The 23,457-nt window shown below is 62.3% G+C and carries 19 protein-coding genes and 1 pseudogene; 11 read left to right on the top strand and 9 right to left on the bottom strand.

Annotated elements, in window-relative coordinates; translation table 11 throughout:
• Window positions 1–74 precede the first annotated feature (74 nt).
• From JQ553_RS23470 to JQ553_RS23460, 3 genes are read left to right on the top strand one after another with little or no spacing between them, the layout of a single operon-like run.
• Window positions 75–896 (top strand): class I SAM-dependent methyltransferase, encoded by an 822-nt coding sequence (locus tag JQ553_RS23470; protein ID WP_212502374.1) that lies wholly within the window; start codon window positions 75–77, stop codon window positions 894–896.
• 6 nt (window positions 897–902) lie between these two features.
• Window positions 903–1,049: a hypothetical protein gene (locus JQ553_RS23465; RefSeq protein WP_212502373.1), complete on the top strand. Its 147-nt coding sequence runs from the start codon at window positions 903–905 to the stop codon at window positions 1,047–1,049.
• A gap of 12 nt (window positions 1,050–1,061) precedes the next feature.
• Entirely contained in the window at window positions 1,062–1,514 is a 453-nt protein-coding gene (locus JQ553_RS23460) for a hypothetical protein (RefSeq protein WP_212502372.1), read from the top strand.
• A 114-nt stretch (window positions 1,515–1,628) separates the two neighbouring features.
• Here the strand turns inward: JQ553_RS23460 and JQ553_RS23455 are convergent, their stop codons facing one another.
• The 3 genes from JQ553_RS23455 to JQ553_RS23445 form a co-directional block, all read right to left on the bottom strand.
• Entirely contained in the window at window positions 1,629–3,680 is a 2,052-nt protein-coding gene (locus JQ553_RS23455) for a TRAP transporter permease (protein WP_212502371.1), read from the bottom strand.
• 47 nt (window positions 3,681–3,727) lie between these two features.
• A complete protein-coding gene (locus JQ553_RS23450) occupies window positions 3,728–4,891 on the bottom strand; it encodes a TAXI family TRAP transporter solute-binding subunit (RefSeq protein WP_212502370.1) in 1,164 nt (387 codons plus the stop codon).
• Between the two features lie 152 nt (window positions 4,892–5,043).
• Window positions 5,044–5,265: an acetyl-CoA carboxylase biotin carboxyl carrier protein subunit gene (locus JQ553_RS23445; protein ID WP_212502416.1), complete on the bottom strand. Its 222-nt coding sequence runs from the start codon at window positions 5,263–5,265 to the stop codon at window positions 5,044–5,046.
• Between the two features lie 130 nt (window positions 5,266–5,395).
• Here JQ553_RS23445 and JQ553_RS23440 point away from each other — a divergent pair, with 130 nt between their 5' ends.
• Complete coding sequence (locus JQ553_RS23440; RefSeq protein ID WP_212502369.1) at window positions 5,396–6,367, top strand: IclR family transcriptional regulator; 972 nt, start codon at window positions 5,396–5,398, stop codon at window positions 6,365–6,367.
• Window positions 6,297–7,856, top strand: coding sequence for an acyl-CoA carboxylase subunit beta (locus JQ553_RS23435; protein ID WP_212502368.1), 1,560 nt, complete (start codon window positions 6,297–6,299; stop codon window positions 7,854–7,856). Before JQ553_RS23440 ends, JQ553_RS23435 begins: the two co-directional genes overlap by 71 nt.
• Before the next feature lie 57 nt (window positions 7,857–7,913).
• Here the strand turns inward: JQ553_RS23435 and JQ553_RS23430 are convergent.
• A pseudogene (locus tag JQ553_RS23430) lies at window positions 7,914–9,075 on the bottom strand (patatin-like phospholipase family protein).
• A gap of 287 nt (window positions 9,076–9,362) precedes the next feature.
• Here JQ553_RS23430 and JQ553_RS23425 point away from each other — a divergent pair.
• The 3 genes from JQ553_RS23425 (at window position 9,363) to JQ553_RS23415 (ending at window position 12,754) form a co-directional block, all read left to right on the top strand.
• The gene (locus JQ553_RS23425; protein ID WP_212502367.1) at window positions 9,363–10,145 is read left to right on the top strand and encodes an acetoacetate decarboxylase; all 783 of its coding nucleotides are present in this window, start codon (window positions 9,363–9,365) and stop codon (window positions 10,143–10,145) included.
• Between the two features lie 143 nt (window positions 10,146–10,288).
• Window positions 10,289–11,317, top strand: coding sequence for a transporter (locus JQ553_RS23420; protein WP_212502366.1), 1,029 nt, complete (start codon window positions 10,289–10,291; stop codon window positions 11,315–11,317).
• 84 nt (window positions 11,318–11,401) lie between these two features.
• Window positions 11,402–12,754: a carbohydrate porin gene (locus JQ553_RS23415; protein WP_212502415.1), complete on the top strand. Its 1,353-nt coding sequence runs from the start codon at window positions 11,402–11,404 to the stop codon at window positions 12,752–12,754.
• Window positions 12,755–12,760: 6 nt separating this feature from the next.
• Here the strand turns inward: JQ553_RS23415 and JQ553_RS23410 are convergent, their stop codons facing one another.
• Both JQ553_RS23410 and JQ553_RS23405 read right to left on the bottom strand, forming a co-directional pair.
• Window positions 12,761–14,065 (bottom strand): MFS transporter, encoded by a 1,305-nt coding sequence (locus tag JQ553_RS23410; protein ID WP_212502365.1) that lies wholly within the window; start codon window positions 14,063–14,065, stop codon window positions 12,761–12,763.
• A 108-nt stretch (window positions 14,066–14,173) separates the two neighbouring features.
• Window positions 14,174–15,370, bottom strand: a complete 1,197-nt coding sequence (locus JQ553_RS23405) for an acetyl-CoA C-acyltransferase (RefSeq protein ID WP_212502364.1) — start codon at window positions 15,368–15,370, stop codon at window positions 14,174–14,176.
• Window positions 15,371–16,302: 932 nt separating this feature from the next.
• Between JQ553_RS23405 and JQ553_RS23400 the strand changes: the two genes are divergently transcribed.
• Together JQ553_RS23400 and JQ553_RS23395 are read left to right on the top strand one after the other, a co-directional pair.
• Entirely contained in the window at window positions 16,303–18,696 is a 2,394-nt protein-coding gene (locus JQ553_RS23400) for a GAF domain-containing protein (protein ID WP_212502363.1), read from the top strand.
• Window positions 18,697–18,779: 83 nt separating this feature from the next.
• Window positions 18,780–19,043 carry a hypothetical protein gene (locus JQ553_RS23395; RefSeq protein ID WP_212502362.1) on the top strand — a complete coding sequence of 88 codons (264 nt, stop codon included), beginning with the start codon at window positions 18,780–18,782 and terminating at the stop codon, window positions 19,041–19,043.
• On the opposite strand, the gene JQ553_RS23390 is transcribed toward JQ553_RS23395, so the two are convergent.
• The 3 genes from JQ553_RS23390 to JQ553_RS23380 form a co-directional block, all read right to left on the bottom strand.
• Entirely contained in the window at window positions 19,044–20,717 is a 1,674-nt protein-coding gene (locus tag JQ553_RS23390) for an arylsulfatase (RefSeq protein WP_212502361.1), read from the bottom strand.
• 102 nt (window positions 20,718–20,819) lie between these two features.
• Window positions 20,820–21,548: a hypothetical protein gene (locus JQ553_RS23385; RefSeq protein WP_212502360.1), complete on the bottom strand. Its 729-nt coding sequence runs from the start codon at window positions 21,546–21,548 to the stop codon at window positions 20,820–20,822.
• A gap of 371 nt (window positions 21,549–21,919) precedes the next feature.
• The gene (locus JQ553_RS23380; protein ID WP_212502359.1) at window positions 21,920–22,690 is read right to left on the bottom strand and encodes an enoyl-CoA hydratase; all 771 of its coding nucleotides are present in this window, start codon (window positions 22,688–22,690) and stop codon (window positions 21,920–21,922) included.
• A gap of 136 nt (window positions 22,691–22,826) precedes the next feature.
• On the opposite strand from JQ553_RS23380, the gene JQ553_RS23375 reads away from it, so the two are divergent.
• A complete protein-coding gene (locus JQ553_RS23375) occupies window positions 22,827–23,366 on the top strand; it encodes a PaaI family thioesterase (protein ID WP_212502358.1) in 540 nt (179 codons plus the stop codon).
• The last annotated feature ends 91 nt before the right edge of the window (window positions 23,367–23,457 follow it).

The following is a 23,457-nucleotide window of genomic DNA, read 5'->3' as shown; positions in this document are numbered from 1 at the left end:
CGGCCGCAACGATCGTCAGGAGGAGCAGCATTTTTGATTGCACCGGGTAAACCTACCCTATAGGTTGCGCCGCCATGGACTGGCGGCTCAAGGCTTTGGCTTTCCGTGCGCTCGAACTGCCCGGCGGGAGCCACGCTCATTACTTCCTTCAGCGTCATGTGACGCGCAATTGGCCGCGCCGTGCCGAAGGCCTCAAAGCTCTTGCCGCGGTTGCCCGACGCGTGACTGAGGACTATGCGCGGCACGTTGGAGGAACCCCGGATCGGGTGCTCGAAATCGGCGCTGGGCGCGACCTGGCAGTGCCGCTCGCGCTGCGGCAGCTGGGGGTGAGGGAAGTCGTCGCCAGCGATGTCGAGCGCCTGGCGAAGCTCGATCTCGTTCGACACGCTGCGGAGCATGTTCTGTCGGACAAGCGCGAACTACATACCTGGGAAGATCTGAAGCGTTTGGGCGTCACCTATCTCGCCCCGCATCTCGTCACTCAAAGCGATGCTACTGTAGACTGTTCCTGCTCGAACGAGGTTCTGGAGCACGTGCCGCTGGATCAGCTTGTCAATCTGCTTGCGGCACTTCGGAGCGTCACCCGCAAGCTGACGACGCATTCGATCGACTATAGTGACCACTACGCGCGATCGGATTCGTCGGTGTCGCGTTTGAATTTCTTGCGATATTCGGATGAAGAGTGGCGGCCCTACAACAACGGAAGGCAGTATGTGAACCGCCTGCGGCACAGTGACTATTTGCGGCTGTTTCGCGAAGCCGGGTTCAGGATCATAGAGGAGAGCTCGGTTGCCGGGATTGTTCCGCCCGGCCTGGTTCCCGCACCGCAATTTTCGCGATATCATGCCGATGACCTGTTTGCCGTGAAGGGCCGCATTATTGCCGTTCCCGAGTGAGTCTGAATGTATAAGCCGACCTATCCCTGGATCCTCATTGTGCTTGCTGTTCTGTCCACCGCGGGCTGGCTGGCAAAGGAAATGCTGCATCCCGACCTCGGCCGTGCCGAGTGCTTTCCAAAATGTTACGTCAACAACTATGGCAAGCGGTGAGATTGACGCAGCATGCTGAAGTCATCCTGCAGTCTCAAGGTCATGGTCGCCTGCCTTGCCATAGTCGGCGCGTACCTTCCGGTGGCCTTATGGATGGGAAGCGGCTACACGCCTGATCCCCGGCCTCCGGGGGCCGTTGTCGAGCTGATCGTGAGAGCGGCGCCTGATGGTGGGTTTGCATACAAGACGATGACGTATCTCTTGGGCGACTATGTTGACGCGGACGCAAAGCAGCAGGGCTCGCCGATCCTGCTCTACGAGGGCACAACGCCTCTGGAGTTTCCGCGCAGTTCGCGCGCGGACGTCCAGAACGCCGGTCAGGGTCGCTTCAACTTCCTCAACGTCTATGAGGACACGGAGTGGCGCACGGCCAAATACATCGTATTCTCTACAAGCGACAATTCCGATCCGAGAACCAATGGCCGCCGCTACTGGGCCGTGCTGCCAAAAGGGGTGAAGCGCTGACGATGGATGTCGTGAGCCATCCAGGCATGCTGGTCGATCCCCGATACTTCCTGCTCTGCTTTGCGTAGCCGCTTCCTTCCGTTGGGCCGAAACGGAGGCCAGCAAACCAACGGCCTATGACACATTCGGAACCAGTGCCTGACGGCGAACCTGCACGAGGGCGATCAGAACGGTGGGTGCAAGGATCGCCAGTCCCAGCAGCGTCACCTGCATCTGTGACAGCGGCATGATCCCGCCTCCGGGCGTCGCGATCACGAAGCCGCCGATCACCAGCAGCACCCGCAGCGGCCATTCCAGAGCCCCCGTGCCGCGGAGGTCACCGACGAAGGCCTGATAGCCCTGGATGCCGCCGCAGATGAACAGCGTGCCGAACGCCGCGAGCGCCATCAGGCCGAGGCCTGCGAGATAGGGGGTTGGCCCCTGCAACACCAGCGCCGGGTTCAGCACGAAGAAGAACGGGATGAAATAGATGATGCTGCCGACCCACATCGATTCCCATCCGGTCTTCATCGCGGGCGAGCCGGCGATGCCGGCGGCGGCGAAGGAGGCGATCGCGACCGGCGGCGTGATCGACGACAGCATGCCCCAGTAGAAGATGAACATGTGCACCGCCATCCGGTTGAGCCCGAGCTTCTCGAGAGCGGGCGCGACCAGGATGGCGAGGAAGATGTAGCAGGCGGTCGTCGTCAGTCCGAGACCGAGTATCAGGCTGGTGAAAGCGCACATCGCCAGCAACAGGAACGCATTGTCGCCGGCCAGTGTCAGCAGGTCATTGGCGAGGCTCGAGACCACTCCGGTCATCGAGAAGGCGCCGATCAGGAGGCCGCACCCGGCGAGGATGCCGACCAGCTCGACAAACGTGCGGCCGTTGACCTCGAGGAATTTGGCGATGGTCGCGAGCGTCCAGCGCGTGTCCTTGGAGAAGACCTGGTTCAGCACCAGGAGCAGCGCAGTCGCATAGAACGGCGCGTGGCTCTCGCGTTTGAAGTAGAGCAGCATCACGATCAACAGCGCGATGACGAAGACGTAGTACCAGCCGGCCTTGATCGTATCCATCACCCGCGGCAACTCGGCGCGCGGAATGCCCTTCAGCCCGTGACGTGCGGCGTAGGAATCGACCTGCATGAAGAGGCCGATGTAGTAGAGCGCGGCCGGGATGATCGCGGCGACCGCGACCTCGGCGTAGCTGATGTTGAGGAACTGCGCGATCACGAATGCAGTGGCGCCCATCACCGGCGGCGCCAGCACCGCGCCGGTCGAGGCGCAGGCCTCGATCGCGCCGGCATAGGACGCGCGGAAGCCGCTCTTCTTCATGACCGGGATGGTCATGGTGCCGGCGGTGAGCACGTTGGAGATGATCGACCCCGACATCATGCCGAGCAGGCCGCTCGCGAAGATGCACACCTTGGCCGCGCCGCCGCGGAAGGTGCCGCACAGCGCGAAGGCGAGGTTGATGAAGAATTTTCCGGCGCCGGTCATCATCAGCGCGGTGCCGAACACGAGGAAGCCGATCACGGTGTCGGCGAAGGCCTGGATCGGGATGCCGAGCAGGCTCTCGCCCGACAGCACGTGATAGGCCGTGGTCTGGTCGAGCGTGAGTTGCGAGCCCCTGAATGGCCCGAGCCATTTGGCTTCGGCAAACATTGGATAGACGGTGAACGGCAGCACGCTGAGCAAGAGGCTCCAGCCGCCGGTCCGGCGCAGCGCCTCCATCAACATCGCCCACATCACCAGGCCTGCGACGATGACATTCTGCGGTGCGCCGTCGGACTCCCAGCCGAATTGCGCGGCCTTGCGCACGTTGAGCATCAGCCAGATCGAGGCGCCGAAGGTCGCCGCTGATAGCACGAGATCGTACCATGGAATGCGGTTCAGCGGTGCGGTCCCCGTTCCCGGGAAGATCAGGAACGTGAAGGGCAGCATCAGCGCGATCAGCAGATAGAAATATTCAGTGTTGAGCTGAGTGTACCCGATAAAGAAGCGCAGCGAGAATTGCTGGTTGATACAGAGCAGGATGGTTGCTGCGGTCGCAGCCACCAGCGCCCAGCGCCAAAAACCGCGCAAGGTGCGCACGCGCGTGACCTCGGCCTCCTGCAGATTGCCGAGGCCCGCATGGGGATCCTCGAACTCGACCTTCCTGGCAGGCGCGGCCGCGCTATCGGACATCACGCTTCCCCCGACGCTGTTCGCGTTTTGCGGCAGACTAACAGCTTTTACTCAAAGCCGTTCGGCATATTGCCCTTTGTCAGCGCGGCCGCGCGCGCCTTCATCCAGCCGTCGAGGAAGGCCTTTTCGTCTGCTGGCGGATTGGACTTGCCGTAGTCGGCCCAGGCCGCCGCCAGCACCTCCTGTCGCTTGTAGAGCGCATTGTTGTAGGCGTCCTGTTCGGCGGTCCACTGGCCGGCCTCCTTCAGCGCCTTTACGGCGCCAGGATGCACGGGCACCACCCAGTTTTTGGTCTGCCGGTCGGCGGCCAAGCCGCCGGCACCGGGCGCGGAGTCCTTGTAGGCGTCGTAGTTCACGATCATCGCCTTGGTGATGGCGTAGATCTGATCGGCCGGCTGCGACGCGTAGGCGACGAAGATCGGATAAGGATAGTTGCCGAGCTCAACCGGCTTGTCCGCAGAGATGCCGGCGCCACAGGTGGCGAGCTGCGGGAAAAAGAACGAGCCGACCTTCCGCATCCGCGCCCAGCCTTCCTTGTCCTTGGCCGGCAGCGGGGGCCACACCAGGCCGCGAGGCGAGGTCTCGGCTTCCTTGGCCGGGCCGGTGATGGTGGTGCCGAACGCGGCGTCGGTGTCGTTGTTGATCAGGCCTTTCCACATCGCGCCGTAGCTTGCGAACTCGACGACCTTGACGTCGTTCTGGGTGAGGCCGCCGAAGGCGAGCACCGCGAGCGAATTCTGGTTCAACGCCGGTGAGCCGACCACGAAGCCGACGCGCTTGCCCTTGAGATCCTTGATCTCCTTGACCCCCGCGTCGGCCGCGACGCCGAGCGAGCCGCAATTGCAGTCGACGGAGGAGAGCAGCAGCTGCAGCGCCTGCGGGCCCCATTCCTTGGCACCGAATTCGAACACGCCTTCCTGTGCAAAGTAGGTGCCCGATCCCATCGCCGAGGAGACCGCGCGCTTGGCGCGCAGTGGCGCGAGCCGCGCGACGTCGTTGCCGGCCGGCAGCACGCGGACGTCGGTGCCGTATTTATCCTTCATCATCTTGCCGACGCCGACCGCGATATTGAATCCGGCGGTGCCGGTATCGTAAGCGGTCACGGCCATGGTCGGCGGCAGCTTGATGTCCTCGGCCGAGGCGGGCAGGGCTGCAAATACGGAAAAGCCGGCAAGCGCGGCCGGCGCAAGCGCCATCAGCCGATGAATCATGGTCCCTCCCTTTGTTTCGTCTAGCGAAACTTTGTTGGCGGGAATGATTACATCGTGACCGGTCGATGGCAACGCTACCTAGGACGCAGGCGGACGATTTGAGCCGCCGCATCACCGGACAGATTGTCGCGGCTGAAAATGCGAGTTGGGTATCACGTCTCGACGATTGCGACCGCCTGGCCCTCTGCGATCACGTCGTCGATTCTGACCAGAATTGACTTGATTTTCCCTGCTGCCGTCGACGTGACTGGTATTTCCATCTTCATGGCCTCGACGAACGCAATCTCATCGCCATCGCCGATGCTGTTGCCGGCTTCAACGGAAAGCGCGCACACGCGGCCGGCAACTTCGGTCACGACTTTGATCTCAGGCATTCCACTCTCCGATACCGTCATGCGGAAATTTCATCTCGCGAACGGCTTGTTGTTGTGGCCGCACATTGCCTGAGGTAGCTTCGTCTGCAAGTGGAATTTTATTCCGCAGAACGGAATGGAGCCATAAAAAATGGGACGGCGTTCGGAACGGCTTAGCAGGCAGGGAATGCTCGCCAACGAGACTGGCGATGGCGATGTCATCCAGGTGGTGTCGCGCGCCTTTGACGTGTTGCGGTGCTTCGAGGGGCACGAAACGCGGCTCGGCAATCTCGAGATATCGAACCGCTGCGGCCTGCCGCGCTCGACCGTGTCGCGGTTGACGCACACGCTGACGCGGATGGGACAACTCGTCTATTTGCCGCGCGACCAGAAGTATCGCATTGGGCCGAGTGCGGTGGCGATGAGCACCTCGATGATGAAGGGGCTGCAGCTTCGCAATCTGATCCGGCTGCGGCTGCAGGATGTCGCCGAGCATTTGCCGGGCACTGTCGGCTTCGTCATTCCCGATCGCTTTCATCTGGTCTATCTCGAATTTGCCCGCGCCGCGAATGCGCTCGGCCTGCATGAGACCACCGGCAGCCGGATCGCGATGGCGACCACGGCCGCAGGCCACGCCTACACGGCGGCGCTCGATCCCGTGATCGGCGATACGCTGATCGCGGAGATGGAACGCGAGATGCCCGACGCCGCCAAGCTGCTGACGCCGCGCATCGAGGCCAACCGCCGTCATCTGCGCGAGCACGGCTACGTCGTCGCCTGTGGCCTGTGGAGCCCGCACATCAATGGCGTCGCGGTGCCGCTGTGGTCGCCGCAATATCAAACCTACGTCGTGACGACGATCGGCCTGCTCTCGGCCATGTATGACGAGAAGCGGCTGCACCGGGAAGTCGCGCCGCAAATGATCGAACTAGGTGCCGCCGTGGGCAGCCTGCTCGAAGGCGCCGACGGGGATATCTTCAGCAGGCGGCCCGATCGCAAATCGCTCCCGGTGACCGCCCATAACAACAAGATCATCAAGACGGAGGCAATGAATGAACTGGAAGCCGGAACTCGACGACCTCGCCCGGCGCGAAGCGTTCGCGCGGGAGATGGGAGGCGTTGACAAGGTCAAGCGGCAGCGCGACCAGGGCCGGCTGACCGTCCGCGAGCGCATCGACAAGCTGGTTGACCGACAGAGCTTCCACGAGATCGGTGCCATCTCGGGCATTGCGGAATACGGCGAGGACGACGAGCTCAAGCATCTGACGCCGGCAAATTGCGTGTTCGGCCGCGCCCGGATCGACGGTCGCACCGTGGTCGTCGTCGGCGACGATTTCACCGTGCGCGGCGGCTCGGCGGACGCGTCGATCTCGGCCAAGCCGCTGATGGCGGAGGAGATGGCGCATGACTTCCGCCTGCCGATCATCCGCGTGATCGAGGGCTCGGGCGGCGGCGGCTCGGTGAAGACGATCGAAACCAAGGGCGCTGCCAATCTCCCCGGCGGCGTCGGCGGCACGCGCTGGTACTGGTACACGACCGCCAACCTGGCGCGCGTACCCGTCGTCGGGCTTGGTCTCGGCTCGGTTGCCGGCCTAGGCGCCGCGCGCTTGGCGGCGACACATTATTCGGTCATGACGAAGAGTTCCGCGATGTTCGTCGCCGGACCTCCGGTGGTGAAGCGGCTCGGCCAGGATCTAACCAAGCAAGAACTCGGCGGCGCCGATATCCAAACCCGCGCCGGCGCGATCGATCAGGCTGTCGACACCGAGGAGGAGGCATTCGACCATGCCAGGCGCTTCCTGTCGTATCTACCGCCGTCGGTCTATGAGCTGTCGCCGACCATTCCCTGTACCGATGATCCTGAACGCGCCGAGGAGTCACTGCTGAAGGCCGTGCCGCGCAATCGCCGGCAGGTCTACAAGATGCGCCCGATCATCGAGGCCGTGGTCGACAAGGGCTCGTTCTTCGAGGTCGGCGCCAATTTCGGCCGTCCGATGATCACGGGCCTCGCGCGGATCGAGGGCAGGGCGGTGCTGCTGCTCGCAAGCGATCCCTTCCATTATGGCGGCTCTTGGACCGCGGATGCCTGCCAGAAGGTGGTGCGCTGGGTCGACTTCGCGGAAACCTTCCATCTGCCGGTGGTCTATCTGATGGACTGTCCCGGCTTCATGATCGGGCTGGAGGCGGAGAAATCCGCCACTATCCGCCACGGTGTGCGGGCGATGGCGGCAGTCAACCAAAGCACGGTGCCCTGGTGCACCATCATCGTCCGCAACGCCTTCGGCGTGGCCGGCGTGGTGCATCAACCGGCCAACCGCTTCTCGATGCGTTACGCGTGGCCATCAGCCTATTGGGGATCGCTGCCGCTCGAAGGCGGCATCGAGGCGGCCTACCGCGCCGAGATCGATGCGGCCGCCGATCCCGCGGCAAAACTGCGCGAGATCGAGGATCGCCTCAACAAGCTGCGCTCACCGTTCCGCTCGGCCGAGAAGTTCTGGGTGGAGGAGGTGATCGATCCGCGCAAGACGCGCTCGCTCTTGTGCGAATTCGCGCGTCTCGCCGAGCCGATCCGCACGCCGGGCCCTCCCGCCAACATGTCGACGCGGCCGTAACGGCTCTCAACCCTTATTGCGAGCGAAGCCCGAGCGCGACAATGCGGTACCTATCTCCTACTCGGTCTCGCGATGCACGTCGTGGATCACGATACCCATGCCGTTCTCGGGCATCTTGATCCAGTCGCGCCGCTTCAACGAACGGGTAGTGTCCTCGTGGCCGCTCGTCCAGTGCTCGCGCATCGAGGTGCCGGAGAATTCATGATCCTTGGCGTCGCCCTCATACGCCTTCTGTTGGTAGATCAGCTGCAGCAGCGTGATCCCCGGTAGGGTGCTGTTCGACTTCTTGAGCTGGCGCTCCTCCTCCGACAGCTGGTCATCGGGGATTTTCGACAGCGCTTTGTGCAGGCTTGCGCGGAGACTACGTCTTGCGATAGACATCAGTATTGTAGCGGGTGCGCGAGGAGTACATGATGTCCTTGTGGCGGGCCATCACGTCCTGAATATCGCGCGGCAGCGCGCCGCGAGCGCTGAACAGATCGACCTGGAACACCAGCGAGTTCATGCTGTCTTCCTGGTCGAGCAGATGTTGCAGCGGCGTGTTGGAGACAATGCCGCCATCCCAGAAATGATCGGTGCCGACCTTCACCATCGGCAGCGCCGGCGGCAGCGCGCCGCTCGCCATGATGTGCTCGGGTACGATCTCGTCGTAGGCGTTGTCGAAATAGATGAAGTTGCCTGAGAGTACATTCACCGCGCCGACCGCGAAGCGCATCTTCTTGGAATTGATGCGGTCGAAATCGACCAGTTCGAGCAGCGACGCGCGCAGCGGTGCGGTGTCGTAATAGCTGGTCGCGGTCCGCGCGCCGGTCGGGCTGAACCACGGATTGGTCACATGCGGAGTGAAGAAGCCGGGTTGGCCCAGCGTCGTCGTCAGCCATGTACTGGTAAAGTTGCGGGCCTTGCGGAAGATGTCACCGTCGGGCGTGTAGTACCAGATCTTGCGGTTGGTGATGCGGTCCCAGAACGTATGCAGCCGCTCCAGCCGCCTCTCCGGCGGATTGCCGGCGATGATCGCAGAGTTGATCGCGCCGATCGAGACGCCGCAGACCCAATCGGGCTCGACATTGGCTTCGTGCAGCGCCTGATAGACGCCGGCCTGGTAGGCGCCGAGAGCGCCGCCGCCTTGCAGCACCAGGGCAACACGATCGCAGCCTTGAGGCCGCCAGCCGCGCGCCGCGTGATCTGTATGGTTGAGCTCGGGAGATCGCGCATCCATGACTGTCACTCCTTGCGCGGCGAGAATTCAGTGGGCCAATGACGCTGTGATGACACGCGCCCACGCGGACGTGATGCGTGGTGCAACTGGCTGCATTGATCCCACCACAATTGCGGGCCATGCTGCTGACGGAATTTCTTCACGGCGGCGTCATTTCGGGCCGCTATAGCGTCTTCGAGCGCAGTGGTGGGTTCGCGTGAAGAGAAACCGTGTCAAAACATGAATCTAGAGCTTCGTCTCCGTTTCAGCTCTAGCGTTCGCGCAATGCGTTCACAGGGGATTTTGCGATGCGCAGGGAAGATTTGCTCAAGCTCCCGTCAATGCCGGCCGCGGGTCCGAGCTATCCTGCCGGACCCTACCGTTTCATCGACCGCGAATTCCTCGTCATCACCTATGAGACCGATCCCGAGCTGATCCGTGCCGGCTTGCCCGAACCGCTGGAGCCGATCGCCCAGCCGATCATGCACTACGAGTGGATCAAGATGCCCGACAGCTCCGGTTTCGGAAGCTACACCGAGTCCGGCCTTGTGATCCCGGCGCGGCTGCATGGCGAGGAGGTCAACTTCGTCTGCCAGATGTATCTGGACGACGATCCGCCGATCGCGGCCGGCCGCGAGATCTGGGGCTTTCCGAAGAAATACGCCCATCCCAAGCTCGAGATCGTCAAGGATACGCTTACAGGCACGCTGGAATATGCCGGCCAGCTCGTCGCCCTGGGTACGATGGGCTACAAGCACGAGAGCATGGCGGGCAGTGGCGACGTCACCCGCGCCACGCTGGCGAAGACGCAGGTCAATCTGAAGATGATCCCAGGCGTCGACGGCCACCTTGAGGTCTGCCAGCTCGTTGCGATCAACCTCACCGACATCGTCGTCAAGGGATGCTGGATCGGGCCCGGCCGGCTGCATTTGGTGCCGCATGTCAATGCGCCGGTTGCGGACTTTCCGGTCAGGCGCATCATTGGCGCACATCATTTCCTGGCCGATCTGACGCTGCCATTTGGCCGCGTCGTGCACGATTACAACAAGCAGGTCGAGCAGGACCCCGCGAGAGGCCTTGCGGCGGAATAGCGTACGCTTCCGACATAGAACCGTTACGCGCGCGCTTTCCTATTCGCCTCACTCCAGCGGCGATGGCACGCGCGCGTTCGATTTTTGCCGTTGGCAAAGGTTATTGCTCATGTCGATTTGTCCGGTTGTCTAGGAGGCGTGTCATGCTGGCTGATCCGCCCCCCGCCAATCTCGCCGGGCCGCGCATCGGGGCGAATCCTGACGCCATTCCAGGGCTGGTGTGGGCCTTCCGACTGCACCAGGACGGCCGCGCCGAGGCTCTCCCGATCGACGCGCCAATCGAGCCCAGCCGCGATGGGCGGCTGTGGCTGCACCTCAATCTGACCGATGCACGCACCCGCGCGTGGCTTGGGTCCGCCCATATCCCGCAGCTCGCGCGCGACCTCGTGCTGTCGAACGACAATTTCCAGCAGATCCACACCATTGACAATTGCGTCTACGGCGTCTTCTCGGATCTGGTGCGCAGTATCGATGCTCCGACCGAGGAGACCGGCTTTCTTCGCTTTGCGATGACCGAGCGCCTCCTGATCAGTGGACGCCACCAGGCGCTGTGCGCGGTCGATGCGACGCGCCGCGTGCTGGAGGGAGGCCATCGGGTCGAAACGGTCGCGGCCCTCTTGGAGAAAATCGTCGAAGAGGTCGCCGACACGATGGACCGGATCGCCGACAAGATCGGCAGCGAGATCGATGTGATCGAGGAGCGCGTGCTGGCCGGCGAGAGCAAGTCCGACATGCGCGGCAGTCTCGGCCGGCTGCGCCGCACTTGCGTGCGGCTGCACCGCCAACTCGCGGGGTTGCGCGTGCTGTTCCATCGCCTCGAGCAGAAGAACACCGACAATCTCGGCCCAGCGCTTCGCCTGCAGGCCGCCAAGCTGACGCAACGGCTCGACGGCCTCGACCACGATATCGTCGAATTGCGCGAGCGCAGCCGGCTTCTCGAAGAGGAGATGCGGTTCAAACTGGAGGAGGAGAGCAACCGGCATCTGCACGCGCTCTCCGTCGTTACCATGATGCTGCTGCCGCCGACGCTCGTCACCGGCATCTTCGGCATGAACACCAAGGGATTGCCGCTCACCGACGTCGACAGCGGATTTCTGGTGGCGGCCGGATTGCTGATCGGGTCCTCCCTGCTGGCCTATCTGATCATGCGGAGGCTTGGCATCGTCAAATAGCGCGATAGCTCCGCGGTATATCTCATGTGCAGTGTTCTTCCCCACGCAGCCAGACTGGTCGCGGCGGTCGCCTGCCTTGTGTTCATGGGGCTCGCGCGGGCCGAAGATGCTCTGGTCCACGCAGCCAAAGACGAGAGCGCGGCCGCGTGGCTGGCACCAGGATGGTTCAACGAATGGCATGACGGATTGGCCGCGAAGGGTCTGAACTTCGGTGCAACCTATATCGCCGACAACATGGGCAACGTGTCGGGCGGGATTGCACGAGGCGCCACTCATCTCGGGCGCTTTGATTTCTCCGTTGATGCCGATCTCGAGAAGCTGTTCGGCTGGACCGGCGGCAGGTTCTACGCCAACACCTATGAGATTTATGGGCGCGGGCTGTCGCGAAACTACGTACTCAACCTGGCCACCCTCAGCGAGACCGAGGCGCTGCCTGACACGCGGCTCTATAACGCCTATTTTGAACAAGGCTTTTTCAATAATGCCCTGAACATCAGGGCTGGCCAGCAGGCGGCGGATGTCGAGTTCTTCGACAGCGAAACCGACGATCTGTTCATCAATGGAACCTTCGGCTGGCCGGCCATCAAGGCCACCAATCTTCCGGCCGGGGGGCCGGCACCGCCGATCGCGGTGCCCGGCATCCGTGTCAAGGCGGCGCTCTCGGACAAGATCACCGCCTTTGGCGCGGTATTCAATGGCAATGCCGCGCGGCCCGGCGACGGCGATCCGCAGCTGCGTGACAATCACGGTCTGGCATTTCGCATCAATGATCCACCCTGGATTATCGGGCAGGTTCACTTCGACTATGAAATTGACGTGGGTGGGCGCCCACTCTCCGGCAACTTCACACCCGGCGCCTGGCGACATTTCGGGCAGTTCGACGATCAGCGCTTCACCGCGCAGGGCCTGTCGATCGCCGATCCAGACGGCACCGGTATCCCGGCAAAGCGTCGCGGCAATTCCGGAATCTACGCGGTCTTGGAGCAGGTCCTCTACAGGCCGCCTTCGGTGACCGAAAAGGGCGCGTCGGCGTCGCTGCCGGGAGTGACCGCGTTCGGCCGGGTCGCCTACAGCCCTCCCGACCGAAACCTGATCGATCTTTATCTCGATGGCGGCATTGGTTTCGTTGGTTTCACTCCCGGTCGCGCCCGAGACCGATTCGGAATGGCGGTGGCCTACATGCGGATTTCGAACGCTGTCCGAAACCTCGATATTGACACCCGGTTCTTCAGCGGGCTCTCCAGCCCCGTGCGAAGCAATGAAACCCTGATCGAACTGATCTACGAGGCGCACATCAAGCCAGGCTGGCTGCTGGCTCCATATTTCCAATATGTGTTTCGGCCATCCGGCGGCATCCCGAACCCGAACGATCCAAGCGGTCTTTCGCGGATCGGCGACGCCGCCGTGTTCGGGTTGACCAGCACGCTAAGATATTAGGCTTACTCAGGCAGCTGCGGCCTGCGGCTGCGCCTGCACCTGTGGCTTCGGCCGCGAGATCCCGAGCACGATCAGCGCCGCGATCACGCACAGCGCGCCCGCGACAAAGAACGCCGGCAGATAGGTCAGATAGACCGTCCGCGACAGGCCCGCGCCGAATGCGGCCGTCCCCGCGCCAAGCTGATGGCCGGCGAAGATCCAGCCGAACACCAGATTGGCGCGCTCGGCGCCGAACCGTTGCGCGGTCAGTCGCACCGTCGGCGGCACGGTTGCGATCCAGTCGAGCCCGTAGAACATCGCGAACAGCGACAGGCCGTAAAACGAGAAATCCGTGAACGGGAGGAAGACCAGCGACAGCCCGCGCAGGCCGTAATACCAGAACAGGAGCCAGCGATTGTCGTAACGGTCCGACAGCCAGCCGGACGCGATGGTGCCGACGAAGTCGAAGATGCCCATCGCGGCGAGCAGGCTCGCGGCCTGCACCTGCGGAATGCCGAAATCGAGGCACATCGGGATCAGATGCACCTGGACGAGACCGTTGGTTGAGGCACCGCAGATGAAGAACGTTGCGAACAGGATCCAGAACACCGATGACTTCGAGGAGTCACGGAGCGTGCCGAGCGCGGCCGCCATGATCGGGGCGTTGTTCGGCGGTGGTGCGGGAAGGGGCGCCGTGCCCTCGTCGCCGAACGGGCGCAGGCCGACGTCGCTCGGCCGGTCGCGCATCACCATGAGGACGGCAAAGGCCGCAACCGCGAGCACGACGCAGACCAGCGCCAGCGCGATCCGCCAGCCGTAACGCTCGGTGAGGCTCGCAAGCAGCGGCAGGAAGGCGAGTTGCCCGGTGGCGACGCTCGCGGTCAGGATCCCGACCACGAGCCCGCGGCGGGCCACGAACCAGCGCGCGGCAATCGTTGCGCCGAGCACCAGAGCCGTCATGCCGGTGCCGATCCCGATCACCACTCCCCACAGCAGCATGAGCTGCCAGACCTGCGTCATGAAGAGCGATGCAAGCAAGCCGGAGACAACGACGAGCTGCGCCGCGAGCGTCACGTTGCGCAGGCCGTAGCGGTTCATGAGTGCCGCGGCGAACGGCGCCATCAGCCCGAACAGGATGAAGCGGATCGACAGCGCGGATGAGATCTGCGCCGTGCTCCAGCCGAACTCCTGCTGCAGCGGCACGATGAAGACACCGGGTGCGCCGACGGTGCCGGCCGAGATCAGCGCGGCGAGGAAGGTGACGGCCACCATCACCCAACCGTAGTGGATGTTGCGGCGGGCGAGGGCAGCGGCGAGCCAGTTCGAAATCATTGGTCCTCAAAAGACGTTTGCCGGGAGACGATCTTGGGTACACATTCTGTCATGAAGGAGCTACGTCGGAAATGACATAGTTCCCTCATTATCGGACTCGGCCGACGATTAGTGCACCGAACGCTCGACCGCGATCGCCGTGGCCTCGCCGCCGCCGATGCAGAGCGCCGCGACGCCACGCCTCAAATTCTGTGCTTCCATCGCGTGCAGCAGCGTCACGATCAGCCGCGCCCCGGTGGCGCCGATCGGATGGCCGAGTGCGCAGGCACCGCCATTGACGTTGAGCTTCTCGCGGGGAATCCCGAGGTCGCGTTGCGCCGCCATCGCGACGACCGCAAAAGCCTCGTTGATCTCGAAAAGGTCGACGTCTCCGGCACTCCAGCCGACCTTGTCGAGCAGCTTGCGGATCGCCGGGATCGGCGCGGTGGTGAACCACTGCGGCTCCTGGCTGTGTGTCGCATGCCCCTTGATCTCGGCCAGCACCGGCAATCCGTCCCGATCGGCGAGCGAGCGCTTTGCCAGGATCAGCGCAGCGGCGCCGTCGGCATTGGCGGACGAGGCGGCCGGTGTGATCGTGCCGTTGGCGCGGAACGCCGGCTTGAGCCCCGGGATTTTGGCGGGATCCACCTTCAACGGGTGCTCATCATTGGCGATGACGCGCGGCCCTGCCTTCTCGGCGAGCGTGATCGGCGCGATCTCGGCCCTGAAAGCGCCGCTCTCGACCGCCTTGCGCGCGCGGCTCAGCGTCTCCATCGCATATTTGTCCTGGTCGGCGCGGGTGAACTGATAGGCCTCGGCGGTCGCCTCGCCGAAATCGCCCATCGAGCGGCCGGTCTCATAGGCGTCCTCGAGCCCGTCCATCATCATGTGATCGATGATGCGGTCATGGCCGGCACGATAGCCGGCGCGGGCCCTTTGCAGCAGATAGGGCGCATTGCTCATGCTCTCCATGCCGCCCGACAGCACGATCTCGGCCGAACCGGCGTTGATGATGTCGTGCGCGAGCATGGTCGCCTTCATGCCGGAGCCGCACACCTTGTTGACGGTGGTGGCGCCGGTCGCATCCGGCAATTTCGCGCCGCGAGCGGCCTGCCGGGCCGGCGCCTGGCCCTGGCCGGCGGGCAGCACGTTGCCCATGAACACCTCGTCGATGCGCTCGGGTGTCAGCCTGGCGCGTTCGAGCGCCGCGCCGATCACATGGGAGCCGAGCTTGTGCGCGGACAATGGCGAGAGCTCGCCCATGAAGCGGCCGAGCGGGGTGCGGGCGGCGGAGAGGATGACGATGGGATCGGGGCTGGACGCCATGGCGGGACTCCCTGGATGTCTGAGATTCGATTGAATTACGCACATAATATAATGCAGCGCAAAAAATTCAATCCGGGTGGGCATGACAATTTGTCGTGTTCGCATGAGCGGGGGCAAGGGTCCGCGTTCTCGCGGCGCGCTGCGTCCGAGACTTGCCGCTCGTTTGCCCTCGCATGGAAAGAGGGCGCAGGGAAAGCCGGGTGCCGATCGCACCCATGGGCCCGGTGCAACAAAAAGCACCGGGGTAGGACCACAGGTGTAACCGGAACAACCCGGCTTTCCCTGCGCGATGGTTTACGGCTTATTTCGTGATCTTCCCGGTGACCAGACTTTGTTGACACCGTCCGTCTCATGGATCGCTCCACGGACTTAACGCCTGCCTTGGGGCGCCAGAACCACACGACTTCGCCGTCCGCCTCGCGCGCACTCGTCAGTTGCGCACCCGGCGTCCACCGCATCTCACCGCAACACTCGTGACGATCGCGAAGCGCCCCTCATTCGGGCGAGATGGCCGGGATTGAACACCTGATTTGGGTCAAACGTGAAGCGGAATATTTTTCATGCGGGAAGTTGCGTCGTCGGGCAAATCAGTGATCGACAATTCGCATGCGGGCAATCAGCCTCTTCATCGTGCGACGCGATGATTGAGTGCACTGTCACCGTAAGGCGGCTTTCGGCCGAATGCGCTCTACTCGCGATCAACCGCCGGAAAATCGGTTTGACTGTGATGTCCGCTTTCAGGAGGTAACGCGGACGTGGCCACGATGCTGACTGATGCCGCCTTTTGACCCAAGGCGGCCAAGCCGACAGGGCAGGTGGCCGGTCCCGCTCGTGACCCGTAGGGACATTCGCGACCAAATTCGCTGCGACGCTCTGCCAAAGCGATCTGGCGGCTTTGGTCTGCTAGAAAACGGGCAGGATGAGCCAGCAAGATGACTGGGACGACCGACAACGCAGCACTTGATCCGCAACGAATTATCGCGGAACTCCAGCGTAAGCTCGACGAGGCTCGCGCAGAACTGGCCGCGCGTAACGACGCTTACAGCGAGCGGATCGCGTATCAGGCCGCTGCCAACGACGTACTAAAGGTGATGTCCGCATCGCCGGGTGATCCGCAGCCCGTGTTCGATCTGATCGTTGAACGTGCGCGCGACCTCTGCGGCGGTTACGGCTCGACAGTGTATCAATTCGACGGCACGCTGATCCATTGGCGTGCGGCGACCGGTGTCAGCGACGACCCTTCGGTACGGCAAGCGGTCCAAGCGATGTACCCGATGAAGCCGACGCGCGAGTGGCCTGCGGGGCGTGCAATCATCGACCGACAGGTCATCCACATAAGAGACTTAGAATCGGAACCTGGGCTCACCCCCGCGATGCGGGGCTTGACAGTAAAATCCGCAGTCTTGGTCCCCCTAATGCGAGGTGACCTGCCAATCGGGGTGGTCGCCCTTGGAAGCCGAGAACTCGGCGGTTTCAGCGATACCCAGATCGAGTTACTGAAAACCTTCGCCGATCAGGCGGTGATCGCGATCGAGAGCGCGCAACTGTTCGATCAGGTGCAGGCGCGCACACGCGATCTCACCGAATCCCTGCAGCAACAGACCGCGACCGCCGATGTGCTCAAGGTCATCAGCCGCTCATCAGTGGACCTCGATACGGTTCTTGATACACTGGCAGAGACCGTAACCCGCCTTTGCCGCGCGGATCAGGCGTATGTCTTTCGCCGGCAGGATGACGTCTATCAAATGGTCGCTGCGCGCGGCCTTTCGGCTGAGGCAAAGAAGTTCATTCGCGCTAATCCGCCCGCCGCCGATCGCAGCTCGATGACCGGCCGCGTGGTATCAGAGCGTCGCGCTGTCCACATCCCCGATGTCTTGGACGACCCGGGATACACCTATAGGGAAGCACAGAGGATCGCCGGCTTCCGTACGGGTCTCGGCATCCCCCTGCTGCGCGAGGAGACTTTGATCGGTATACTCACCGTAAGCCGTACGCGTGTTGAACCTTTCACGGACAAGGAAATCGAGCTTGCCACCACCTTCGCCGACCAGGCGGTGATCGCAATCGAGAATGCTCGGCTTTTCGACGAATTGCGCGACCGCCAGGCCGAGCTGCGCGTCACCTTCGACAACATGGGCGATGGCGTTGTCATGTTCGGGGCCGACACGCGCCTCGTTGCGTGGAACCGCAACTTCCAGGAGATCCTTGATCTGCCCGACGACTACCTCGCCCAGCGGCCGAGCTATTCGGAGTATTTCCGCTATCTCGCCAGGCGCGGCGAGTACTCCGCCGATCTTGAGGCGGAACTGAGCCGCACTCTCGACGATACGACTCGAGAGCTGCGGTTCGAGCGGACGCGCCCCGATGGACGGGTCATCGAGGTGCGCCGGAATCCAGTGCCGGGCGGTGGCTTCGTGCTGATTTATGCCGACATCACCAAGAGGAAGCAGGCTGAAGAGGCAATTCGTTCCGCGCGAGACGCGGCAGAGACGGCTTTGCGTGAGTTGCAGGCGACGCAAGCTAGCCTTGTCTATGCACAAAAAATGGCCGCGCTCGGACAAGTAACTGCGGGCATAGCGCATGAGATCAAGAATCCCCTCAATTTCGTTAACAACTTTGCTGGCCTCTCTGTCGAACTGTTGGACGAGTTGAAGGATGCCGCGGCTGCGGTCGGCACCATCGATCCCGACAAACGTGAAGAGATTAGCGAGACGATTGGCATGTTGACCGGAAATCTCGAGAAGATCGTCGAGCACGGTCGTCGCGCCGACGGCATTGTCCGGAGCATGCTGCAGCACTCGCGTGGCGGTAGCGACGATTGGCAACCTACGGATCTGAATGGGCTTGTCGAGGAGGCCTTGAACCTCGCCTATCACGGCGCCCGTGCGCAGGATCCGAATTTCGACATCACGCTGGAGCACGAACTCGACCGTAACCTAGCACCGGTTGATGTCGTGCGGCAGGAGCTGACTCGCGTACTCCTTAATCTCATAGGAAATGGCTTCTATGCCGCCCACGAGCGGGGTCGCACGAGCGACGGAACTCACCGCCCAGCATTGAAGGTCACGACCCGCGAGGTCGGCGAATGCGTAGAGGTCCGGGTGCGCGACAATGGCACCGGTGTTGCGCCGGAAAACAGGGAGAAGCTATTCCAGCCTTTCTTCACGACAAAGCCAACCGGCGAGGGCACCGGGCTTGGCCTGTCGATCAGCTACGAGATCGTAACGCAACAGCACGGCGGCACCATCACGGTCGACAGCAAAGTCGGTGATTTCACCGAGTTCACGGTGCGGCTGCCACGACGCCGACGTGCAGTGGCCGGATAAGCGGCATCGGCCCCAGCAAGCGGGCTAGGCTGACTGATCACGGGCATGATGGTGCGTGAGATCAGGTTCCAGTCGGCGTTGAGATGCAACGGCACGACTGGCTGGATGTTGAGCGCTTGCTGGGTGCGGTTGAACGGCCCAGCGTTGAAATTTGTATTGCTCTGGAACGGAACGCTGACGAGATCGGCGATAGGATTCTGCGATTGTTTGGCGAGGTCTTCGTTTTCGGAGGGTTCGGCAGAACGGTCGGTTCTTGTCGGCGCGACCGTGTCGCGAAGGCCGCTCTCGAATTTGACGCCGAAAAGACCAGCAGCAATTCTCTACACTTTACGCATTTGTGGTGGTGACTACCCGCCGCTGCCCTTGATATTCGGCAGGCGTTTCATATCCAGCAACGGAACCGGATTTTCCGGGCGTTGCAGATCGGGTCTCCAATCGTTCGAAGCTCCGCCCGGCAAACGCTTGATGCTTGGATAGTTGACGATCGACTTGTTGAACTCCATCACAACCGGGCTGATTAGCGCCAAGACCCAGCCGTTGTCCTGTCCGGCATACTTGCCTGGCGACTGGGTTGGCATGCGTGCCGACATCGCGCCGTTGAACACCATGTCGTATTTCTCGAACGGGTCCATTGTCAGATTATAAACCGAGCCGATCGCGCCCAGGTTCTGCTCTGAACCGAGCCAGGTGTCCTTGGCCGTCCATAGGTACTTCCACGCGATGCTGACATCGGGGTTGGTTGGATCGCCGCCGACATCCGCGCGCGCTCCCATGAAGTTTTCACCGTCGATGTAGATCCACGACTTTCGTGCTGAGTGCTTCGCGCGACCGAGGATGTACTCGCTGTTATCGATGCTATCAAAGTAGATTGGCTTGCCATTGTTGTCGGTCCATCCGCCCTGCGGCGGTGGGGTCAGGCCGACCATCTTGGCGAGCGTTGCCCAGCAGTCGATATGCGACATCATTTCATCGTACTGCGCACCAGCCGGAATGTGCTCGGGCCACCACATCAGTCCCGGTACACGCCAGCCACCTTCAAATGCCGAACCCTTTTCGCCACGGAAAGGCGTGGTGCCCGCATCAGGATAGGCATCCTGCCATGCACCATTGTCCGCCGTCACGATGACAATCGTGTTTGGCGCGTCCGTTCGTATCGCGTCCATGATCCGCCCGATGTCGTCATCAAGTTCGAGCAGAGAATCCGAGTAGTCGCCAAGCCGCGACTTCCCAGCGAACTTCGGCGAAGCGTTGGTCGGGTTGTGCATCTTCATGAAGTTGACATCCATGAAGAACGGCTTGCCATCCTTGGCATGCTTCTTGATGTAGTCGATAGCATAGTCGGCTTGCCGGACATCGAAGTTGGCCAGGTAGTCGTAGGTAATGTATTCGCCTCTCTTCGCCGGTTGCCCCGCGACGCCCTCCCATTCGTACATGTTCACGACGTCGAAATACGCTTTCGCGATTTCCGGATTGTATGACGGGAACCACGGATGGAACCATTTCGAGGTGTCAGCGTAGGTGTAGACGCCCGGATAATATGCCGCGAACGCCTTCATCTCGTCGAAACCATGCTCGATTGGATAGGACTCTGGCTTGTCGCCGAGATGCCATTTGCCAGAAAAATAGGTCGAGTAACCGCTCTTTTGAAAAAACTCCGCGATGGTTGGCGTCTCCTTTTTGAGCGCATTCTCGTCGCCCGGAGCGACCACAATCGACAGCGCCGAACGGATCGGAATGCGCCCAGTGATAAACGAGGCGCGGCCTGCCGTGCAGCTCGCTTGACCGTACCAATTGGTGAATGTTGCGCCCTCCTTGGCGATCCTGTCGATGTTTGGTGTCGGATGGCCGAGCGCTCTGCCGCCCCCGCTGTAGGCGCCGAAATCGTTCCAGCCAGTATCGTCGGTCATCAGCATGACGACGTTCGGTCGCTTCTGTTGTTGGGCCGATGCTGGCACGTTCATTGCCGCCAGGGTGGCGACGCCTGCCAGTAAGGTGCGCAAGATTGCTCCTCTGGTCTTCATCGTCGGTTTCTCCCTTTGTGCCGGATGGTACGCAATTAGGCGGGAATAGTGACCCGCACTATTGATTTACAGGCCGATGCAACATGAAGTCCGACAAGCACTTCAGGGCTTCAATTCCCAACTCTTGAGCTTCGTCCGGGCCGTCCCGAAGTTGCCGAGGTGATAGACGGACACTCCTACCGGCGAGAACGTGAACGCCTGAAACTTCTCGTCGAGCAGTTCCTTCAGGTAATCCTGGGAGGCGAGACCGATGGTCACATGCGGGTTGAACTTCGTGCCAGTTTCATTCGGCACAAAGGCTCTCACGTAGTCGATCGTCGGCTCATTAATGTCGGGGTCTTCCTTCGTGGTGACGAAGGCTGCTGCCGTCCCCGTCTCCACAGTGAACGGCGCAACGGCGTCGATCAGCTTCTTTTGGTATCGGATGAGGTCGTTGGTCGGCTCGATCACGATCCCGGCAAGGCCAAGGTCCTTCCAGGGGATGTAGTAGTACTTGTACGCCTTCAACTTCCAGCCGGTCGGCTTCTCCTCGGCCAGGACCTTGCCTACGGCCTCGTAGACCTTGTCAAGGTCAGCCGTCTTCACATACCGCTGCAGGGTCGAGATGTGGGGTTGATGCGTCTTGCCCAGAGCGAAGCCCTTTGGAAAGACCTTGAGCAGGCGCTCGTTAGCGGCCGTCGCATTCTCGATCATTGTCCTGTCGGGCTCGAGCAGGATATCGATGGCCGTGACCGGGTTTTGAGCCTGAGCATGCAACGGCTGCGCATGTCCGAGCAGCGCTCCCAGCAGGCCGATGCTCAATGCCGCCGGGACTTTCGTACATGCAAACATGGTGATCCTCCAGCCGCTTGTAACGGCCCCGCAAAGCGCGAGCTTTTTTTATCCGCCCGGATTGGCTCAGATGCTATTGCCCTTAGGGGCAATATGACGCCGTACACGGGACCGCATTCTCGATCCTATGTGATCGGGCCACCGTTCACCGTCTACCCGCACACAACATTTAGCTCGACAAAGCCGGCCCGTCGTTGGGGAGCGTTCTACCGCTATGTATTGGTACGGCTGGACGGCAACGGCCGCGTCGGAAGGCTCATATTCGGCTCGGCGCCGCACTGTTGCCCGAACGTTGCTCGCGACTGATCCGGTCGAGGTGATTGCGGGTGGCTCCCTGGCAGCGATGATCGGGTGCGTTTACCTCACGCTGTCTAGCGCTTGCGATCCAGGAATCCCTGCATCAGCCGCTGCGGCTCGCCCGTCAGGAAGGATTGCCCGAACATGCCGACGCTCAAGTTCACCGACTCCGTCAGCGGTAGCTCTTCCCATTGCCGCAGCAACTCCTTCTGGATGCGCAGCGCCTCCGGGCCACATGCGAGCAACGATTGCACGGTGTCCTCGACCGCATCGTCGAGGGCGCCCGGCTTGGCGAGTACATCGACGAGGCCCCAGGCGAATGCAACCGGCGCATCGATGGTCTCCGCGGTCATCACGAGCCAACGGGCGCGGCCCCAGCCGATCAGCCGTGGCAACAGGGCGGCGTGGATCACCGAGGGGATGCCGACACGCACTTCAGGCATGCCGAACCTCGCGTCATGCGCGGCGATGCGAAAATCACAGGCCGCCGCGACCTCGAGCCCGCCGCCAAGGCACCAGCCGGGCAGGCGGGCGATCACCGGCGCCGGGAACTTGCGCACGGCCTCGCAGAGGTCACGCAGGCGGCTGATGAACAGTTCGGCGGATTTTTGGTCGAGCCTCGCCATCTCCTTGATGTCGGCGCCGCCAATCATGCTCTTTTCGCTTTGTCCGGCGAGGATCAGGACGCGGATGTCGCGATCGCCGGCGAGTTGGTGGAACCCCTCGCGTACCCCGTCAGTGACGGCGGAACTCAGGATGTTGAGCGAACCGGCGTCGCAAATCGTCAGGCGGACGACACCGCGGCTGTCGCGGTCAACGCCGCAATGGGGATTGAGCATGTCCATCGGATGGTCTCGACGCAGGGAATGGGTCGCACCACTTCCCGGACAAAAGACGCCGCTGTCAAGGGACTCGGAAACGGTCGTTGCGCTGCGCGACGCAATTCAGTAGAATGATGTGCGTCATATTAAGGGAGCCATCATGTCCGCGGCCGAGACGATCGACCTGTTTTCGCCCGATCTGCTGCGCATGCGCGTCGTGGAATGGCAAGCGCCCGGACCGGCTGCGAAGGCTGCCGCCGCGATGTCCGGCATGGAGGCGATGTGCGCGATCCGCGATGGCCGGCTGCCGCCACCGCCGATGGCGAGGCTCATCGGGTTTCGCATGAGCCTGGTCGAGCCGGAGCTGATCGTGATGGAGCTCGATCCGCATGAGAGCCTGGAGAACACGATCGGCCTCCTGCACGGTGCGACGGCCGCTGCTCTGCTCGACACCGCGATGGGCTGCGCGATCTCGACCGTGCTGCCGGCGGGCCAGACGTCGGTGACGCTCGACCTTAAGCTCGCTTATTTGCGTCCGCTCTCGGTGCGCTCGGGCACCATCACCGCCGAGGGGAAGGTCATCAAGCTCGGACGGCAGACCAGCTACGCTGAAGGGTTCATTCGCGACGGCAAGGGCAATCTTGCAGTGCACGGAACCGCGACTTTCTCCATGATCGGCACGGCGCCAAAGCCAATATAGCTGCGTCCCTGCTACGAAAGTATAGCTATCATCTAATTGGAGCCATCTTGGCCGCGCGGTTCGGCACGAACAACCTGTTGTTGCCGCAGGG

Origin of the sequence: Bradyrhizobium lablabi, assembly GCF_018131005.1 — a bacterium.
Taxonomy (GTDB): domain Bacteria; phylum Pseudomonadota; class Alphaproteobacteria; order Rhizobiales; family Xanthobacteraceae; genus Bradyrhizobium; species Bradyrhizobium lablabi_D.
This window is presented reverse-complemented; position numbering and strand designations above follow the sequence as displayed.

Bases quoted from the DNA above. Each gene is read 5' to 3' on its own strand.
- JQ553_RS23470 (WP_212502374.1), top strand. From the start codon at position 75: ATGGACTGGCGGCTCAAGGCTTTGGCTTTCCGTGCGCTCGAACTGCCC.
- JQ553_RS23465 (WP_212502373.1), top strand. From the start codon at position 903: ATGTATAAGCCGACCTATCCCTGGATCCTCATTGTGCTTGCTGTTCTG.
- JQ553_RS23460 (WP_212502372.1), top strand. From the start codon at position 1,062: ATGCTGAAGTCATCCTGCAGTCTCAAGGTCATGGTCGCCTGCCTTGCC.
- JQ553_RS23455 (WP_212502371.1), bottom strand. From the start codon at position 3,680: ATGTCCGATAGCGCGGCCGCGCCTGCCAGGAAGGTCGAGTTCGAGGAT.
- JQ553_RS23450 (WP_212502370.1), bottom strand. From the start codon at position 4,891: ATGATTCATCGGCTGATGGCGCTTGCGCCGGCCGCGCTTGCCGGCTTT.
- JQ553_RS23445 (WP_212502416.1), bottom strand. From the start codon at position 5,265: ATGCCTGAGATCAAAGTCGTGACCGAAGTTGCCGGCCGCGTGTGCGCG.
- JQ553_RS23440 (WP_212502369.1), top strand. From the start codon at position 5,396: ATGGGACGGCGTTCGGAACGGCTTAGCAGGCAGGGAATGCTCGCCAAC.
- JQ553_RS23435 (WP_212502368.1), top strand. From the start codon at position 6,297: ATGAACTGGAAGCCGGAACTCGACGACCTCGCCCGGCGCGAAGCGTTC.
- JQ553_RS23425 (WP_212502367.1), top strand. From the start codon at position 9,363: ATGCGCAGGGAAGATTTGCTCAAGCTCCCGTCAATGCCGGCCGCGGGT.
- JQ553_RS23420 (WP_212502366.1), top strand. From the start codon at position 10,289: ATGCTGGCTGATCCGCCCCCCGCCAATCTCGCCGGGCCGCGCATCGGG.
- JQ553_RS23415 (WP_212502415.1), top strand. From the start codon at position 11,402: ATGGGGCTCGCGCGGGCCGAAGATGCTCTGGTCCACGCAGCCAAAGAC.
- JQ553_RS23410 (WP_212502365.1), bottom strand. From the start codon at position 14,065: ATGATTTCGAACTGGCTCGCCGCTGCCCTCGCCCGCCGCAACATCCAC.
- JQ553_RS23405 (WP_212502364.1), bottom strand. From the start codon at position 15,370: ATGGCGTCCAGCCCCGATCCCATCGTCATCCTCTCCGCCGCCCGCACC.
- JQ553_RS23400 (WP_212502363.1), top strand. From the start codon at position 16,303: ATGACTGGGACGACCGACAACGCAGCACTTGATCCGCAACGAATTATC.
- JQ553_RS23395 (WP_212502362.1), top strand. From the start codon at position 18,780: ATGCAACGGCACGACTGGCTGGATGTTGAGCGCTTGCTGGGTGCGGTT.
- JQ553_RS23390 (WP_212502361.1), bottom strand. From the start codon at position 20,717: ATGAAGACCAGAGGAGCAATCTTGCGCACCTTACTGGCAGGCGTCGCC.
- JQ553_RS23385 (WP_212502360.1), bottom strand. From the start codon at position 21,548: ATGTTTGCATGTACGAAAGTCCCGGCGGCATTGAGCATCGGCCTGCTG.
- JQ553_RS23380 (WP_212502359.1), bottom strand. From the start codon at position 22,690: ATGGACATGCTCAATCCCCATTGCGGCGTTGACCGCGACAGCCGCGGT.
- JQ553_RS23375 (WP_212502358.1), top strand. From the start codon at position 22,827: ATGTCCGCGGCCGAGACGATCGACCTGTTTTCGCCCGATCTGCTGCGC.